This window comes from Micromonospora arida (assembly GCF_042873195.1).
Classification (GTDB): Bacteria; Actinomycetota; Actinomycetes; order Mycobacteriales; family Micromonosporaceae; genus Micromonospora; species Micromonospora arida.
The window spans coordinates 920,653-936,721 of the sequence record NZ_JBIALC010000001.1 but is presented as its reverse complement, the minus strand read 5'-3'; the positions used below and the strand labels follow the sequence as shown (position 1 = coordinate 936,721).

Below are 16,069 nucleotides of genomic sequence, written 5' to 3'. Positions count from 1 at the left end.
GGGTCACGCCGCCGAGTAACTCGCGAGGCAACCGGCGCAGCAGAACCAGAAGTCCTGCCCGTCGACGCGCGCGTGCGGCGTCTCCGTCCCGACCAGCACTGTCATCCCGCACACCGGGTCGACGGCCTGCTGCGGTCGGGCGGCCGGCGCGCCGGAGGCCGGGGCCAACCCGTCCACCCGGATGGCCCGGACCACCTCACCCATGATCGCCAGGGCGATCTCCGCCGGCGTACGCGCGCCGATCTCCAGCCCGGCCGGGGTGTGGACGCGGGCGCGTTCCGCGTCGGTGAGGCCCAGTTCGTCAAGCAGGGTCACGCCGCGTTTGCCGCTGGCGACCAATGCGACGAACCCGACGCCGGCGTCGAGCGCGGCCCGGATCGCCTCCTGCTCGCCCTTGCCGAGCCCGGCCACCACGACCGCAGTGCAGCCGGTGCAGTCGTCGGCGGCGACGACGTCGAAGTCGAGGAACGCTGCGAGGGTCGCCACGGCGGCGCTGATCGGGGTGTCACCGACCACGCGCAGCGCCGGTGCCGGCAGTATCGGTCGGAGGAAGACCTCGATCGCCCCACCGGAGTGGCACGGGTTGACCACCACCCGCGCCCCCGGTGCGTCCGGGAACGGGGCCGCGCCTTCCGGCAGCACCCGCAGCAGCAGGGCGGTGCCGTCGCGCAGGGTGTCGAGGGCGGCGGCGCGCACCGAACTCTCCGCGCACACCCCGCCCACGAAGCCCTCGATCGAGCCGTCGGACCGGATCACCGCGTCGTCGCCCGGCCGGGCCGACGTCGGATCCTGCGCGCGGACCACTGTGGCGTGGACGAACGGCTCCCGGGTGTCGGTCAGCTCCCGGGCGCGTTCGGCGATGGTGGTCATCCTCGGCTCCTCAGATCGGCGGCCGGGCCTGGCCGCGCATCGCGTCCCAGACCCGCGACGGCGTCAGCGGCATGTCGGCGTGGCGGACGCCGAAGGGCTTGAGGGCGTCCACGACCGCGTTGACGATCGCGGGCGGCGACCCCACGGTGGCGGACTCGCCCACGCCCTTCGCGCCGATCGGGTGATGCGGTGACGGCGTGACGGTGAAGCCGGTCTCCCAGTCGGGCACTTCGAGGGACGTCGGGATCAGGTAGTCCATCAGGGACGCGCCGAGGCAGTTGCCGTCCTCGTCGAACGCGATCATCTCCATCAGCGCCATGCCGACCCCGTCGGTCAACCCGCCGTGCACCTGCCCCTCGATGATCATCGGGTTGATCCGGGTGCCGCAGTCGTCGACCGCGATGAACCGTCGTACCGTCACCTGTGCCGTGCCGGGGTCGATGTCCACCACGCAGATGTACGCGCCGTGCGGATAGGTCAGGTTCGACGGGTTGTAGCAGATCTGCGCCTCCAGGCCGCCCTCGATGCCCTCGGGCAGGTCGCCCGCGCCGTGCGCGCGCAGGGCGATGTCCTGGATCGTGACGGACCGGCCCGGGTCACCGGCGACGTGGAACGCGCCCTTCTCCCACTCCAGGTCGGCGACCGACACCTCGAGCATCCCCGAGGCGATGATCCGGGCCTTGTCGCGGACCTTCCGGGCCACCAGGGCCGCCGCCGCGCCCGAGACGGGCGTCGAGCGGCTGCCGTACGTGCCGAGGCCGAACGGGGTGTTGTCGGTGTCGCCGTGCAGCACCTCGATGTCCGCCGGGGGGATCCCGATCTCCTCGGCGACGATCTGCGCGAACGTCGTCTCGTGCCCCTGACCCTGCGACTGCACGCTGAGGCGTACCACTGCCTTTCCGGTCGGGTGGACGCGCAGTTCGCAGCCGTCGGCCATGCCCAGCCCGAGAATATCCATGTCCTTGCGCGGCCCGGCGCCGACGGCCTCGGTGAAGAACGCGATGCCGATGCCCATCAGCTCGCCCCGGGCCCGCTTCTCGGCCTGCTCGCGGCGCAACTCGTCGTAGCCGGCCATCTCCATCGCGAGCCGCATCGTCGGCTCGTAGTTGCCCGAGTCGTACACCCAGCCGGTCTTCGTCGTGTACGGGAACTGCTCCGGCTGGATGAAGTTCTTCAAGCGCAGCTCGGCCGGGTCCATGCCGAGTTCGTCGGCGAGGCAGTCGACGATCCGCTCGACCAGGTAGACCGCCTCGGTGATCCGGAACGAGCAGGCGTACGCGACGCCGCCGGGCGCCTTGTTGGTGTAGACCGCGGTCATCTTGCAGTACGCGGCCTCGATGTCGTAGCTGCCGGTGAAGACCCCGAAGAAGCCGGCCGGGTACTTCACCGGGGCGGCGGTGCCGTTGAACGCGCCGTGGTCGGCCAGCACGTTCGTGCGGATGCCGAGGATCCGGCCGTCGCGGGTCGCGGCGATCTCCCCGCGCATGATGTAGTCGCGGGCGAAACCGGTGCTGATCAGGTTCTCCGAGCGGTCCTCCATCCACTTCACCGGCTTGCCGGTGACGATGGAGGCGACGATCGCGCAGACGTACCCGGGGTAGATCGGCACCTTGTTGCCGAACCCGCCGCCGATGTCCGGCGAGATCACCTGGATCTTGTGCTCGGGCAGGCCCGCCACGATGGCGTAGAGGGTGCGGTGCGCGTGCGGGGCCTGGGTGGTCGACCAGAGCCGCAGCTTGCCGTCGACCGCGTCGTAGTCGGCGACCGCCCCGCACGTCTCCATCGGCGCCGGGTGCACCCGCGGGTAGACGAGATCCTGACTGACCACGACGTCGGCGCGGGCGAAGACCGCCTCGGTGGCCGCCTCGTCGCCGGTCTCCCAGTCGAAGCAGTGGTTGTTCGTCTTGCCGTCCAGATCGTCGCGGATCAGCGGTGCGTCCGACTCCAACGCCCGGCGCGCGTCGATCACCGGGTCGAGAACGTCGTACTCGACGTCGATCAGCTCCAGCGCGTCACGCGCCGCGTACCGGTCCTCGGCGACGACGAACGCCACCTCCTGGCCCTGGAAACGCACCTTGTCGGTGGCGAGCACGGCCTGCACGTCGTTGGAGAGCGTCGGCATCCAGGCCAGGTTCTGCTGCGCCAGCATCGCCCCGGTCACCACCGCCTTCACCCCGGGCGACGCCTCGGCGGCGCTGGTGTCGATGCTGACGATCCTGGCGTGCGCCACCGGCGACCGGAGGATCGCGAGGTGCAGCATGCCGGGCAGTTGGACGTCGTCGACGTACCGGCCACGACCACGCAGGAAGCGCGGGTCCTCCTTGCGCAGCATCCGGCCGTACCCGACGGGCTTCTGGTCGTTGTCGTGGAACGTGTCCACGCGCTCGTGCACAGTGGTCATGCCACGGCCTCCGCGGGTTGGCCGGCGTTATCGATCTCGCCGGCCTCGGACGATTCGGTGGTCTCGGTGACCTGGGCCGCGGCCTGCGCCTCCGACACGGCCGCCCAGCGGACCGAGCGCACGATGGTGGCGTAACCCGTGCACCTGCAGATCTGACCCGAGATCGCCTCCCGGATCTCCGTCTCGCTCGGGTCGGGGTTGCGGTCGAGCAGCGCCCGCGCGGTCATCATCATCCCCGGGGTGCAGAAACCGCACTGCAGACCGTGGCACTGCATGAACCCCTGCTGGATCGGGTCCAGCTCGGCGCCCTTGGCGAGGCCCTCGACGGTACGCACCTGGTGGCCGCCGGCCATCGCCGCGAGCACCGTGCACGACTTCACCGGCTCGCCGTCGAGCCAGACCACGCAGGTGCCGCAGTTGCTGGTGTCGCAGCCCCAGTGCGTGCCGGTCAGACCCAGCACGTCGCGCAGGAAGTGCACCAGCAGCAGCCGGGCCTCGATCTCCCGGGTGACCTCGACGTCGTTGACGGTCATGGTGACCTGCATGCTCAGCTCCTCGCCCGTTCGACGGCCCGGCGCAGGGTCCGCCGGGTCAGCTCGGCGGCCAGATGCCGCTTGTAGTCCGCGCTGCCGCGCTGGTCGGTCACCGGGTCGCAGCTGTTCGCCGCGATCGCCCCGGCCTGCTCGTAGAGGCTCTCCGAGGGTTCCCGCCCGCGCAGCGCCGCCGAGATCGCCGGGATGCCCGTGGTGTTGGGGCCGACCGCCGCGAGCCCGACCCGGGCGTCGACGATCGCGCCGCCGTCGAGCCACACCGCCGCGCCCGCCGACACCACGGCCCAGTCGCCGGCCCGGCGCTCGACCTTGGTGTACGCGCTGCCACAGCCGGGCCGTACCGGTAGCCGGATCTCGACCAGGATCTCGTCGTCCGCGACGGCCGTCTCGTACGGCCCGACGTGGAACTCCTCCATCGACACGACCCGCTCCGCGCCGCCCGGACCACGGATCACGCACCGCGCGTCCAGCGTCGTGCAGACCGCCGACAGATCCTCGGACGGGTCGGCCTGGCACAGCGAGCCGCCCAGCGTGCCCCGGTTGCGCACCACCGGGTCGGCGATCACCCGTTCGGCGTCGGCGAAGATCGGGAACGCCGTCGCCAGCACGGGGGATTCGAGGAGTTCCCGATGCCGGGTCAGCGCACCGATGCGAACCTCGTCCGGGCCCGCCTCGACGTAGCCCAACTCGCCGTGCAGGTCGTTGATGTCGATCAGATAGTCGAAGTTGGCCAGCCGGAGCTTCATCATCGGCAACAGGCTGTGCCCGCCGGCGATCAGGCGGGCTGTCCCGCCCAGCCGCTCCAGCAGGCTGATCGCATGGTCCACACTGGTGGCTCGCTCGTACTCGAACGGTGCCGGCACCTGCATGTCGCACCTCCGCATTCCGGCAAAATCTCTGCCCGGCGGTGGTCAAAGTCAACGGCGACCTAAGCAACTGCTTAGGTCGCCGTTGACGGTGCTGCCGGGGCTCGCGGATCGTGCGGCCATGCGGGACATCGTCGACGGGCTGGCCGGCTGGCGCGCCGCGGGCGTCGCGTTCGCCGTCGCGACCGTCGCGCGGACCTGGCAGTCCGCGCCCCGACAACCTGGCGCGGCGATGGCCGTCTCGGCGCACGGAGACGTGGTGGGCAGCATCTCGGGCGGCTGCGTCGAGGGCGCTGTCTACGAACTCTGCCGGACCGCGATCCAGACCGGCGCGGCGCACACCCAGACCTTCGGCGTCAGCGACGACGACGCGTTGGACGTCGGTCTGACCTGCGGTGGCACCATCCAGGTCCTGGTGCAACCGAGCGTCGCGATGACCGAGTTCGATCAGGTCCTCACCGCGATCCGCGATGGCCGTCCGGTCGCCACCGCATCGGTCGAGAACGCCCAACTGGTGATCTGGCCCGATCGGGTCGCGGGGAGCCTCGGCGCACCCGACCTGGACGACGCGGCGGCCCGGCAGGCGACCGGGATGCTCGCCCTCGGCGTCACCGGCACGATCCACCTGGGCCGGCAGGGGCAGCAGCGCGGCGACGAGGTGGCCGTGTTCGTCCAGTCGTACGTGCCACCACCCCGGATGATCATCTTTGGTGCGATCGACTTCGCCGCCGCGATGGCCCGGATCGGCAAGTTCCTCGGCTACCACGTCACGGTCTGCGACGCCCGCCCGGTGTTCGCCACCCGTGCGCGTTTCCCGGACGTCGACGACCTCGTCGTCCGCTGGCCGCACGCGTACCTGGAGTCGACGACCGTCGACGACCGCACGGTGCTCTGCGTTCTGACCCACGACCCCAAGTTCGACGTGCCGCTGCTCCAGGTCGCCCTCGCCACGCCCGCCCGTTACATCGGCGCGATGGGCAGCCGGCGTGCGCACGACGATCGGATGCGCCGGCTGCGCGAGGCGGGTGTCCCGGAGAGCGCCCTGGCCCGCCTCTGCTCACCGATCGGGCTGGACCTGGGCGCGCGGACGCCGGAAGAGACGGCCGTGGCGATCGCCGCCGAGATCACCGCCCAGACCTGGGGCGGCTCGGGTCGCCCGCTCAGCGACCTGGCGACCCCGATCCACCACACCTGACCGAGGGTCGATTCGTCGGCGCGGTTCGGTCCCATCGATCATGGAGATGTGGTGCCAAACTTCGCACTGTAGAAGCGACTTTGTCGCCCACCACAACTGCATGATCGTCGAGGCAGGGCGGGTTGACGACCGTTGACGCTAGATCATGCGCAGGATCAGCGCGGTGGAGACCGCCAACTCGCGGTCGAGCACCTCGTCTCGGGGGATGAACACCATGGCCTGCCCTTCGCCGACCACCACGTCCTCCTGACGAGCCGTGGTGCTGCCACGGAACACGTGGACGGTCACGGTGTGCGGAAAACCCGCTTCGTACGGCCGGGGTCCGCTCCACAGCGGGTGCAGCTCACCCGCCGTCAGACCAGTTTCCTCCAGCAGTTCGCGGCGGGCCGCCGCCTCCGGTGACTCGCCGGGCTCGACATGGCCACCCGGCAGGCTCCACTGGCCCGGCGAGACGACCGCATCCTCGTCGCGGTGTTGCAGCAACACCGCGCCCGACGGATCGACGAGCAGCACGAGGGCGACATCGTAAGTGGCCATGATCAGACCGTGCCACGTCGCCGCGAGCATGTCGACGACGGTCAGTCCGGCGTGCTGGGTCGCGTACGCTCCGCGGATGGACCTCGACGATCTTCCGCTTGCCGAGTTCGCGTTTCCGGGGCCACTGCGCGACAAGCTCGTGGGCGCGATCCTGTCCGGGGCGAAGACGTCGACGACGGGCCTGCTGATCGGGTACGAGTGCGCGAACGAGCCGCTGCCCGAGGTGGGTCAACTGTCGGCCGTGGTCGACTCCACCGGCCGGCGGATCGCCGCCATCGAGCTGACCGACGTACGGGTGGTCCGGCTCGCCGAGGTCGACCTGCCACACGCCCTGGCCGAGGGGGAGGGCGACGAGTCGGTGGCGCAGTGGCGTGCGGGGCACGAGGCGTTCTGGCACAGTGCCGAGGTGCGCGCCGAGCTGGGCGACCCGCACTTCACCGTGGACGACGACACCCTGGTGGTGACCGAACGCTTCCGGCTGGTGCACGTCGTCTGAGCGTCCGTCCTTTGTGGACCGCCTAGCGGCGGGCCACGCGGTCGTGCAAGGTCACCTATGCTCGGCGCGTGATCCCCCCGGCACTAGAGATCCGTGGCCTGGTCAAGACCTTCGCGGCGCATCGCGCGGTGGACGGCATCGATCTGACCGTCCACCCCGGCACCTTCCACGGCATCGTCGGGCCCAACGGCGCTGGCAAGTCCACCACCATCGGGATGGCCGTCGGCCTGGTCACCCCGGACTCCGGGCAGATCCGGATCCTCGGCCACGAAGCGCTGCGCGAGCGCGGCCTCACCCGCGCGCTGACCGGCGTGCTGCCCGACGGCCTCGACTTCCCGGAGCGCCTCACCGGTGCCGAACTGCTGCGCTACAGCGCCGGCCTGCGCGGGCTACCCCGGGCCACGGCAACCGACCGTGCCGCCGAACTGATCGACGTGCTCGGCCTGGCCAAGGGCGCGGGCACCCCGCTGGCCGACTGTTCCACCGGCACCCGCAAGAAGCTGGGCCTCGCCCAGGCGCTGCTGCACGCGCCCCGGCTGCTCGTGCTCGACGAACCGTTCGAGGCGGTCGACCCGGTCTCCGCGGCCACCATCCGCCAGGTGCTGCGCCGGTTCGTGGTCGGCGGCGGCACCTGCGTGCTGTCCACCCACTCGATGCTGCTCGTCGAGCAGATGTGCGATGAGGTCACCGTGATCCATCAGGGCCGGGTGGTCGCCGCCGGGTCGGTCGCCGAGGTCGCCGCCGGCGGCAGCCTGGAGGACCGGTTCGTCGAGTTGGTCGGCGCCGAAGCCTCCGGCAGCGCCGGTCTGGACTGGCTGACCGGGGCACGATGAGCACGCAACTGACCGCCCCCGGCCAGCTGGGCGGCACCCTCGGCGCGATCATGGTGCCGGCCCGGATGCGCGCGACGATGCTGCGTCGCTCGCTGCGCGAACACCCTGGCCCCACGGTGGCCGGCCTGGTCGGTCTGCTCGCCGCCGCCTGGTTGATCCGGTACGCGCTCCGCGGTGACCAGCACACTCTCGGCCTGCTGGCCGGGGCGTGGGTTCTCGGCTGGATCGTCCTGCCGTTGCTGCTCGGCGGCGGGCGTGGCCGGGTCCGCCCGGCCCACCTGCGGTTGGAGCCGATCGGCGGGGTCCCGGCAGCGATCGGCCTGCTCGCCGCGTCGGCGATCGGTATCGGCCCGGCCGTCTCGCTGGTGGCACTCGCCGCGCTGCCGGTGCACGCCGCCCGGTACGGCACCGTCGCGGTCCTCGTCACCGCCTTCGGCGCGGTGCTGCTCTGGCTGCTCGGGCTGATCGGCTCGGCCATCGCGCTGGAGGTCGTCGGCCACGCCGGCGGTCCGGCCGGTGCGCTGCTCACCGGCGTCTTCACCGGCACGGCGATGGGTGTCGCCGGGTCGCTCTGGGCGGTCTTCCCGTGGGTGTCGGTCCTGCTCGTGGCAGCGCCGGGGGAGGTGGTCCGGGCCATGGCGTACGTGCCGAGCGCCTGGCCGATCGCCGCCGTGACCGGGCCATCCGGGCAAGGGTTGCGCCTGATGGCGACCCTGGTGGGCATCGTGGCGCTCTGCGCCGCCGCGTACATCATGCTCGTCCGAAGGGTGATCGCCGCCGGTGCGCCGTTCCGGCCGCGCCGGACCACGGCGGCGTCACCGGCCGCGGCTGAGCGCGAGTGGCTGGGGTGGGTGCCGGCGGCGACGCGGGCGGTCGTCGGCCGTGAGCTGCGGGCCTGGGTGCGGCACCCGTTGCGGTTGCAGTATCTGGCGTTCGCGGTGGTGTACGGGGCGCTGCTCGCCGGACTGCCGCTGCTGTCCGACGTGGACCTGCTGCTGCCGTGGGCGGGACCGCTGGCCGTGCTCGGCGCGGCGGCGATGTCCGCCGGGCTGGTCGGGCTGGACGGCACCGCGTTGTGGCTGCCGCTCACCACGCCCGACGGCGAACGGGCCGAGGTCAGGGGTCGTGCCTTGGCGTGGTTGGTGCTGGTCACCCCGATCGGCGTGCTGCTCACCGTCGCGGGCATCCTCCTCGCGCCCGACATCGACCCCTTGGCCGCGCTCTCCACCCTGCCGGCCCTGCTCGGCGCGGGCGCGTCGGTGCCGGTGTGGGTGTCGCTGCTGCGCGTACGCCCGGTTGCCGACCCGCGGCACCCCACAGCGGCCGACAACCCGACCGACATCGTCAGCGTGCTGGTCGCCACCGCTGCTGGGCTGCTCGCCGCCGCGCCGGTGCTCGCCCTGGTGATCTGGGGCCCGCCGGAGGTGGCACCGCTGCTACCGGTGGTCGGGCTGCTGTCCGGGGTGGCGACCTGGTGGGGTGGCGTGTGGCTGGCCGACGAGCGGTTCGCCCGGCGCGGCACGGCGGTGCTCGCCGCGGCCGGTCAGCGGAGCCGGCGCCCGGAGACGGTGCTCCCGCTGACCTGGGACATGCAGTGGTATCGGGAGAACAAGTCGACCGCGTGGGCGCTGGGGTTGCTGACGGTCGGGTGGATCCCGGTGATCCCGCAGGGGCTGATGCCGCTGGTGTTCGGGATAGACAGCGGGTGGATCGTGGCCGGTCACCTGAGCGGGAGCGCGCACACGGCGGTGGGGTTGGCGATGGTCGGTCTGGGCGTCGCGATGCTGCTCACCGGCCTGGTGCTGTGGGATCGTCGACCGCAACCGGGCGGCCCCTGATCCACAGCTCTACCACAGCTCGAGCTGGCCCTCGACCTCGTCCGTGTGTGGCTCGCGTAACTGCCAGAGCCGGACCACTCCAGCGTCGGCGTCATGCGTCATCCACCGTCCGTCTCCACCGGCGGACCGGATCGAGTTCTGCGGCATGTCGATGCCGTAATCCATCACGGTCTGCGGGCGCAGCGTGCGGGTGGACAGTAGGAGATGCTGCTCGGCGTCGCTCTCGTCGGTTGCGACGCCGACCATGACCCAGTCGTCGGATACGACGGCTGCGGCCTCGTACATCCGGTAGTCGTCGGAGTCGCCGAACTCGGGGACGTCGTCGTAGCGGCGCTCCACCCGGGCGCTGTCGTCGGCAACATCGCGTATCGCGATCCAGCCGCTGCCGTGCGGCATGGAGAGGTAGAAGCTCCCGCCGGCGTTCATGTCGGCCAGGCAGCCGTTCATGGTCTGCCCGGCGAGCAGCCGCCGATCAGCCGTCGTCCAGCGGTAACTGAGGCAGGTCTCCGGTCCCACCGCGATGTGCAGCCCGACGTGTTGTCGATTGGCGTCCAGGATGAATGTGGCAGAGCCTTCAACGGTCTGAAGGGGGCGCCGGTCCACCTCGGCACCGCCACTGGACGCGTCCAACACGACGAGTTGGTCGCCGGCAGCGTCGGGCACAAACAACCAGAGAAGGTCGTCCCCGGCCAGGTGACACCTCGGCCGGGGCCAACCTGTCGACAAGACCCTGCCGTGCTCGACCGCCCACCCGACGCGGCCATCAGCGCTGCGGACCTGCACCTGTCGTGGTCCCACAAGCGCGAACCGCGACCGGTCCGGAGCCACGCCGACGGCCAGGATCGGGTCCGCGTCGGAGGGCTCCCACGCCAGCGCGACGGTCAGGTCCGAGTGCAAGACGCGCAGCGAACGATGGCTCCACACCAGTAACCCCGTGCCGGTCAGCCACTCGACGAAGGTCGACGGCGTCATCACCGTCTCGGCGATCAGCAACGGGCGCACAGCCGTGAGCCTACGCAGGAGCCTCCCGGGGATGGGCGGCTGGCGGTTGAACGTCAAGCGAGCCGCCGCCCGGTTCGGCGGGGGAACGCCGGTGCTCAAGGCGCCATTTCACGGTCAAATATCGTGCGAGTGGTTCCACACAATCCCCTTGCCGCCAGAATGGCTTGCCGCGCACGCCAGACCCCGCGACGGAAGACTCCCTCCCGAGTGTCCGGGACAGAATACTGATCAGACGGCGACGCCCAAGTGCCGGTCGCGGCTAGGGGAGGGCTAACTCAATTGCTTGGGCTCGGCTACATAGACTCCTTTGCCCGGATACCCCTCGACGAGCTCACGGTCCTTGAGGATCGTCATCACCCGGTTGATCGTGGAAATGTGCACGCCGTGTTGCTCGGCAAGCTCGCGCGTGGACGGTAGCTTCGCTCCCGGCGCGAGCTCTCCGGACTTGATCTTTTCGGCGATCTCGGTTGCGATGCGCCGGTAGTCCACTTTCTCGGTCGGCATGAGTCGATCTCCGTAGGTCCCTGGTTTCGGCACCCCAATTCGATCACGCGCAAACCTGTTCCAACAAGTTCCAGGCGATAGCTTGACCTGCTCCTACAGGTTGGAATAGGTTGGTCGCGTAGTCGGGTTCCCTGGTTTCGGCAAACTCCTAGGTTCCCGGCGGCATACCCACCTGGGGAGTAGGACGCACGGACTCTGCCCCCAGGTGGGGCTAACCATGATCGTGGGGAGAGTGCCGACCATGCCGATCGACGAGCCGATCTCCACGGCAACCGAGCTGTTCACCGCCAAGAGGGTTCTGGACACGCATTGGACGCGCGCACTCGACCGCCCATGGCGGGTGGGTGGGTGCCTGGAGTGCCGAAGCCGCGACGACTGTCCGCAGCTCGATTGGGCAATCAAGCTGACTGCGGAAGTGGCGGCGGTGATGTTCCAGAAGCGCTGACTGTGGGCATCCACTACGCATCGACCGGAGCTGCTGCTCCACGCTGCCCTTCTGCGCCACCGTCACGTCGTTGTCGAGGAAGACGGTCAACGCCACGTCCCCGGGTTCCTCGGGTTTCGAGGTGCAGGCGGGAAGGGCCCGCAGGACGACGAGCGACAGTAACGGGGCTCCGCGGCGCATGGGCCGAGATCGTAGCCATCACTCGCGCGCATTGCCGCCCATGAACAGCGGACTTCGCCGCCGCTGGGAAGTCGTCACGATCTCAGTCCCATGGCTGGTCTTCGTAACCTTGGTCAGCCAGACTGCGCGGTATGGGTGATCGTTGGCGCCGGTGGGCGTGGGTCGGTGTGCTCGTCATCGGGCTGATCCTTTATCTGGCGGTGCTGCGGACCCTGGTCAGCACCAAGAATCCGAACTTCGTACCGGCGTTGATCCTGCTCGGGGCGACGTTGGTGCCATTGACGTTCCTGACGTTCGCACAGGCCCGGACCGGGCGGTGGCAGGTGCCGGCATCTGTGCTGGTGACGTCGGCGTTCTTCGGTGGTGTGATCGGCACGGTGGTCGCCGGCACCCTGGAGTACGACACCCTGCGCGGCCTCGGCACCCTGCCGATGCTGTTCGTCGCGTTGATCGAGGAGTCGGCAAAGCTGATCGTCCCGGTGGTGCTGCTGTTCACGGTGGTGGCCCAGCGTCGGCGCCGGGTGCCCTCCGACGGGCTGATCATCGGCATCGCCGCCGGCATGGGGTTCGCCGCGCTGGAGACGATGGGCTACGCGTTCAGCGCGCTGCTGAGTTCGCAGGGCAACATCGGCGCGGTGGAGCAGACGCTCTTCATCCGGGGCCTGACGGCGCCCGCCGGTCACACCGCCTGGACCGGGCTGACCGCCGGCGCGCTCTGGGCGTTGCTGGCGAGCCCGAGCGTCGCTCGGCTCTTCGGGTTCATCGGTACGTTCCTGGGTGTCGTCGTCCTGCACACCCTCTGGGACACGTTCTCCGGTTCGCTGGTCTTCGTCGTGTTGGCGATCATCAGCATCGGCTGGTTGTTCTGGGAGTTGCGCCGCTACCGGACGTTCAGCGACCAGGACATGGGCCAGTTGCAACCGCACTGACCAGCGCCGTAACCCATGCCTCTCCCGCCCCGCACCAAGGGCTGGGGGAGGCATGACTGTTCGTGATCCCGCTGCGACCGGGCCGGCACCTCATCTAACGTCAGAGTGTTCATATTTGGCGGTATTGGTCGGGAAGGTGCGGCGATGGGGGTGCGCAGCTGGTTTGAGGGCTGGCCGGTCTACCGCCAGCTCACCGGCACGGACCCGCTGGGCCGGGGTGCCGCGGCGAAGTCCGACGGGTCCCGCGCGCTCACCGCCCGCACCGATACCGCCGATTCGATGGCGCGGTCCGTCTGCCCGTACTGCGCTGTTGGTTGTGGTCAGCGGGTGTTCGTGAAGGACGGGCAGGTCAGTCAGATCGAGGGCGATCCGGACAGCCCGATCTCGCGGGGCCGGCTCTGCCCGAAGGGTTCGGCGAGCAAGAGTCTGGTCACCAGCCCGCTGCGGCAGACCACGGTCCGCTACCGCCGGCCGTACGGCACCGAGTGGGAGGACCTCGACCTCGACACGGCGCTGAACATGATCGCCGATCGGGTCCTGGCCGCCCGGGACGAGACCTGGGAGGACGTCGACGCCGAGGGCCGACCGCTCAACCGGACGCTGGGTATCTCCAGCCTGGGCGGGGCGACGCTGGACAACGAGGAGAACTACCTCATCAAGAAGTTGTTCACCGCGATGGGGGCTCTCCAGATCGAGAACCAGGCCCGTATTTGACACTCCTCCACCGTCCCCGGTCTGGGGACCAGCTTCGGTCGTGGCGGCGCCACCCAGTACCAGCAGGACCTGTCGAACTCCGACGTCATCGTCATCCAGGGTTCGAACATGGCCGAGGCGCACCCGGTGGGCTTCCAGTGGGTGATGGAGGCCAAGCGTCGGGGGGCGAAGGTCTTCCACGTCGACCCGCGGTTCACCCGTACCAGCGCGCTGGCTGACTCGTACCTGCCGATCCGGGCGGGCACCGACATCGCGCTGCTCGGCGGGGTGGTGCACTACATCCTCGACAACGAGTTGGACTTCCGGGAGTACGTCGTCGCCTACACCAACGCAGCGACCATCGTGACCGAGGAGTACGCCGACACCGAGGACATGCACGGCCTCTTCTCCGGCTTCAACGACGACAACGCCACCTACGACCAGGCCAGTTGGCGGTACGAGGGCCACCCGCAGGACCAGACGACCCGCGACAGCGAGACACAGCGGGAGACGGCGGCCGGGCTGGAGAACGAGTCGCACGGCGCGCCGGTCGGCGGCGAGACCGAACGTGACGAGACGTTGCAGCACCCGCGCTGCGTCTACCAGATCCTCAAGCGGCACTTCGCCCGCTACACCCCGGAGATGGTGGAACGGGTCTGCGGCATCCCGCAGGAGAAGTTCCTCGAACTGGCCCACGCGTGGACGGAGAACTCCGGCCGGGACCGGACCGGCATGCTCGTCTACTCGGTGGGCTGGACGCAGCACAGCGTCGGCGTGCAGTACATCCGCACCGGCGCGATCATCCAGCTCTTGCTGGGCAACATGGGTCGTCCGGGTGGTGGGGTCATGGCGCTGCGCGGGCACGCCAGCATCCAGGGCTCCACCGACATCCCGACGTTGTTCAACCTGCTGCCCGGTTACCTGCCGATGCCCCACCATGCCGAGCACCCGACCCTGGACAAGTGGGTGGACAGCATCGCGCACCCCGGGCAGAAAGGCTTCTGGGGCAACGCCCGCACCTACGGCGTCAACCTGCTCAAGGCGTACTGGGGCGACGCCGCCACCGCCGACAACGACTACTGCTACGGGTACATGCCGCGGATGACCGGCGACCACGGCACCTACCAGCAGGTGCTCGACATGATCGACGGCAAGATCAAGGGCTACTTCCTGCTCGGGCAGAACCCGGCGGTCGGGTCGGCGCACGGCCGGGCGCAGCGGCTCGGCATGGCCAACCTCGACTGGCTCGTGGTCCGCGACCTGTTCATGATCGAGAGCGCCACGTTCTGGCAGAACGCGCCGGAAATCGAGACCGGCGAGATCGTGCCCGAGCGGTGCCGCACCGAGGTGTTCTTCCTACCGGCCGCCTCCCACGTGGAGAAGGAGGGCACCTTCACCCAGACCCAACGGCTGTTGCAGTGGCGGGAGAAGGCCGTCGAACCACCAGGCGACGCCCGCTCCGAACTCTGGTTCTTCTACCACCTCGGTCGCGTCATCCGGGAACGGCTGGCGACGTCGACGAAGCCGCGCGACCGTGCGCTGCTCGACCTCACCTGGGACTACCCCACGCACGGCCCGCACGCGGAGCCGAGCGCCGAGTCGGTGCTGCGCGAGATCAACGGGTACGACGTGGCCACCGGCCGGCCGCTGGCGTCGTTCACCGAGATGAAGGACGACGGCTCCACCGTCGGCGGTTGCTGGATCTACACGGGGGTGTACGCCGACGGCATCAACCAGGCGGCCCGCCGCAAACCCGGCTCGGAGCAGTCCCTGGTGGCACCCGAGTGGGGTTGGGCGTGGCCGGCGAACCGGCGCATCCTCTACAACCGTGCCTCCGCCGACCCGGACGGCAACCCGTGGAGTGAGCGCAAACGCTACGTCTGGTGGGACGCGGACAAGAGCGAGTGGACCGGCTACGACGTGCCGGATTTCGAAAAGACCAAACCGCCGTCCTACCGGCCGGCGCACGACGCCTCGGGTGTGGCGGGCATCGCCGGCGACGACCCGTTCATCCTTCAGGGCGACGGCAAAGGCTGGCTGTACGCGCCCACCGGCGTCCTCGACGGACCGATGCCCACCCACTACGAGCCGGTCGAGTCGCCGGTGCGCAACCCGCTCTACCGGCAGCAGGCCAACCCGACCCGCAAGGTCTACACCCACCCGATCAACACGCTCAACCCGAGCCCGCCGCAGGAGCACAGCGACGTCTTCCCGTACGTGTTCACGGTCAGCCGGCTCACCGAGCACCACACCGCCGGCGCGATGAGCCGCAACGTGTCGCCGCTGGCCGAGTTGCAGCCCGAGATGTTCGTCGAGGTGTCGCCGGAGTTGGCGGCCCTGCGAGGGTTGAGTCATCTGGGCTGGGCCCACCTGGTCACCAGCCGGGCGGCGGTCGAGGCGAAGGTGCTGGTGACCGACCGGGTGACGCCGCTGCGAGTGGATGGCCGGATCATCCACCAGGTCTGGCTGCCGTACCACTTCGGTTTCGAGGGCCTGGTGACCGGCGACTCGGCCAACGACCTGTTCGGCATCACCCTCGACCCCAACGTCCTGATTCAGGAGAGCAAGGTCGGCACGTGCGACGTCCGACCCGGACGACGCCCCAGAGGACAGGACCTGGTGGACCTCGTCGTCGACTACCGGCGGCGGTCGGGAAACCTTGTCCACCGCTACCCGCCGATGGTCACGACCGACGTCGCCGACAGCAGCAGCGACCAGGAGGCCTGACC

General features: G+C 69.9%; 14 protein-coding genes. 7 read left to right on the top strand and 7 right to left on the bottom strand.

All coding sequences use genetic code 11. The annotated features are described in order from the left end of the window. Positions 1–3 precede the first annotated feature (3 nt). Genes ACFYP0_RS04475 through ACFYP0_RS04460 form a run of 4 tightly spaced genes read right to left on the bottom strand, consistent with a single transcriptional unit; the run spans position 4 to position 4,691 of the window. Positions 4–870: an XdhC family protein gene (locus ACFYP0_RS04475; RefSeq protein WP_355500329.1), complete on the bottom strand. Its 867-nt coding sequence runs from the start codon at positions 868–870 to the stop codon at positions 4–6. Positions 871–880: 10 nt separating this feature from the next. Further along, the gene (locus ACFYP0_RS04470; protein ID WP_091399281.1) at positions 881–3,271 is read right to left on the bottom strand and encodes an aerobic carbon-monoxide dehydrogenase large subunit; all 2,391 of its coding nucleotides are present in this window, start codon (positions 3,269–3,271) and stop codon (positions 881–883) included. Next, a complete protein-coding gene (locus ACFYP0_RS04465; protein WP_355500327.1) occupies positions 3,268–3,816 on the bottom strand; it encodes a (2Fe-2S)-binding protein in 549 nt (182 codons plus the stop codon). The genes ACFYP0_RS04470 and ACFYP0_RS04465 overlap by 4 nt, the downstream gene beginning before the upstream one ends. 2 nt (positions 3,817–3,818) lie before the next feature. Continuing rightward, positions 3,819–4,691: an FAD binding domain-containing protein gene (locus tag ACFYP0_RS04460; RefSeq protein ID WP_386994345.1), complete on the bottom strand. Its 873-nt coding sequence runs from the start codon at positions 4,689–4,691 to the stop codon at positions 3,819–3,821. A gap of 118 nt (positions 4,692–4,809) precedes the next feature. On the opposite strand from ACFYP0_RS04460, the gene ACFYP0_RS04455 reads away from it, so the two are divergent. After that, on the top strand, positions 4,810–5,883 hold the full coding sequence (locus ACFYP0_RS04455) for an XdhC family protein (RefSeq protein ID WP_386994343.1): 1,074 nt from the start codon (positions 4,810–4,812) through the stop codon (positions 5,881–5,883). A 138-nt stretch (positions 5,884–6,021) separates the two neighbouring features. On the opposite strand, the gene ACFYP0_RS04450 is transcribed toward ACFYP0_RS04455, so the two are convergent. Further along, complete coding sequence (locus ACFYP0_RS04450; protein WP_124853919.1) at positions 6,022–6,420, bottom strand: NUDIX hydrolase; 399 nt, start codon at positions 6,418–6,420, stop codon at positions 6,022–6,024. Positions 6,421–6,496: 76 nt separating this feature from the next. On the opposite strand from ACFYP0_RS04450, the gene ACFYP0_RS04445 reads away from it, so the two are divergent. The 3 genes from ACFYP0_RS04445 to ACFYP0_RS04435 all read left to right on the top strand — a co-directional run bounded on the left by ACFYP0_RS04445 (position 6,497) and on the right by ACFYP0_RS04435 (position 9,587). Next, positions 6,497–6,916 carry an ASCH domain-containing protein gene (locus ACFYP0_RS04445; protein ID WP_386994340.1) on the top strand — a complete coding sequence of 140 codons (420 nt, stop codon included), beginning with the start codon at positions 6,497–6,499 and terminating at the stop codon, positions 6,914–6,916. Positions 6,917–6,984: 68 nt separating this feature from the next. Then, entirely contained in the window at positions 6,985–7,749 is a 765-nt protein-coding gene (locus ACFYP0_RS04440; RefSeq protein ID WP_386994338.1) for an ABC transporter ATP-binding protein, read from the top strand. Beyond that, positions 7,746–9,587: a hypothetical protein gene (locus ACFYP0_RS04435; RefSeq protein WP_386994335.1), complete on the top strand. Its 1,842-nt coding sequence runs from the start codon at positions 7,746–7,748 to the stop codon at positions 9,585–9,587. The genes ACFYP0_RS04440 and ACFYP0_RS04435 overlap by 4 nt, the downstream gene beginning before the upstream one ends. A gap of 9 nt (positions 9,588–9,596) precedes the next feature. On the opposite strand, the gene ACFYP0_RS04430 is transcribed toward ACFYP0_RS04435, so the two are convergent. Both ACFYP0_RS04430 and ACFYP0_RS04425 read right to left on the bottom strand, forming a co-directional pair. Continuing rightward, on the bottom strand, positions 9,597–10,589 hold the full coding sequence (locus ACFYP0_RS04430; protein ID WP_386994333.1) for a hypothetical protein: 993 nt from the start codon (positions 10,587–10,589) through the stop codon (positions 9,597–9,599). A gap of 270 nt (positions 10,590–10,859) precedes the next feature. Next, complete coding sequence (locus tag ACFYP0_RS04425; protein WP_355500305.1) at positions 10,860–11,093, bottom strand: winged helix-turn-helix domain-containing protein; 234 nt, start codon at positions 11,091–11,093, stop codon at positions 10,860–10,862. 241 nt (positions 11,094–11,334) lie between these two features. On the opposite strand from ACFYP0_RS04425, the gene ACFYP0_RS04420 reads away from it, so the two are divergent. The 3 genes from ACFYP0_RS04420 (at position 11,335) to fdh (ending at position 16,067) form a co-directional block, all read left to right on the top strand. Beyond that, on the top strand, positions 11,335–11,538 hold the full coding sequence (locus ACFYP0_RS04420; protein WP_355500302.1) for a hypothetical protein: 204 nt from the start codon (positions 11,335–11,337) through the stop codon (positions 11,536–11,538). 311 nt (positions 11,539–11,849) lie between these two features. Further along, positions 11,850–12,647, top strand: a complete 798-nt coding sequence (locus ACFYP0_RS04415) for a PrsW family intramembrane metalloprotease (protein WP_356975207.1) — start codon at positions 11,850–11,852, stop codon at positions 12,645–12,647. Positions 12,648–12,791: 144 nt separating this feature from the next. Further along, positions 12,792–16,067 (top strand): formate dehydrogenase, encoded by a 3,276-nt coding sequence (fdh, locus tag ACFYP0_RS04410; RefSeq protein ID WP_355500297.1) that lies wholly within the window; start codon positions 12,792–12,794, stop codon positions 16,065–16,067. The last annotated feature ends 2 nt before the right edge of the window (positions 16,068–16,069 follow it).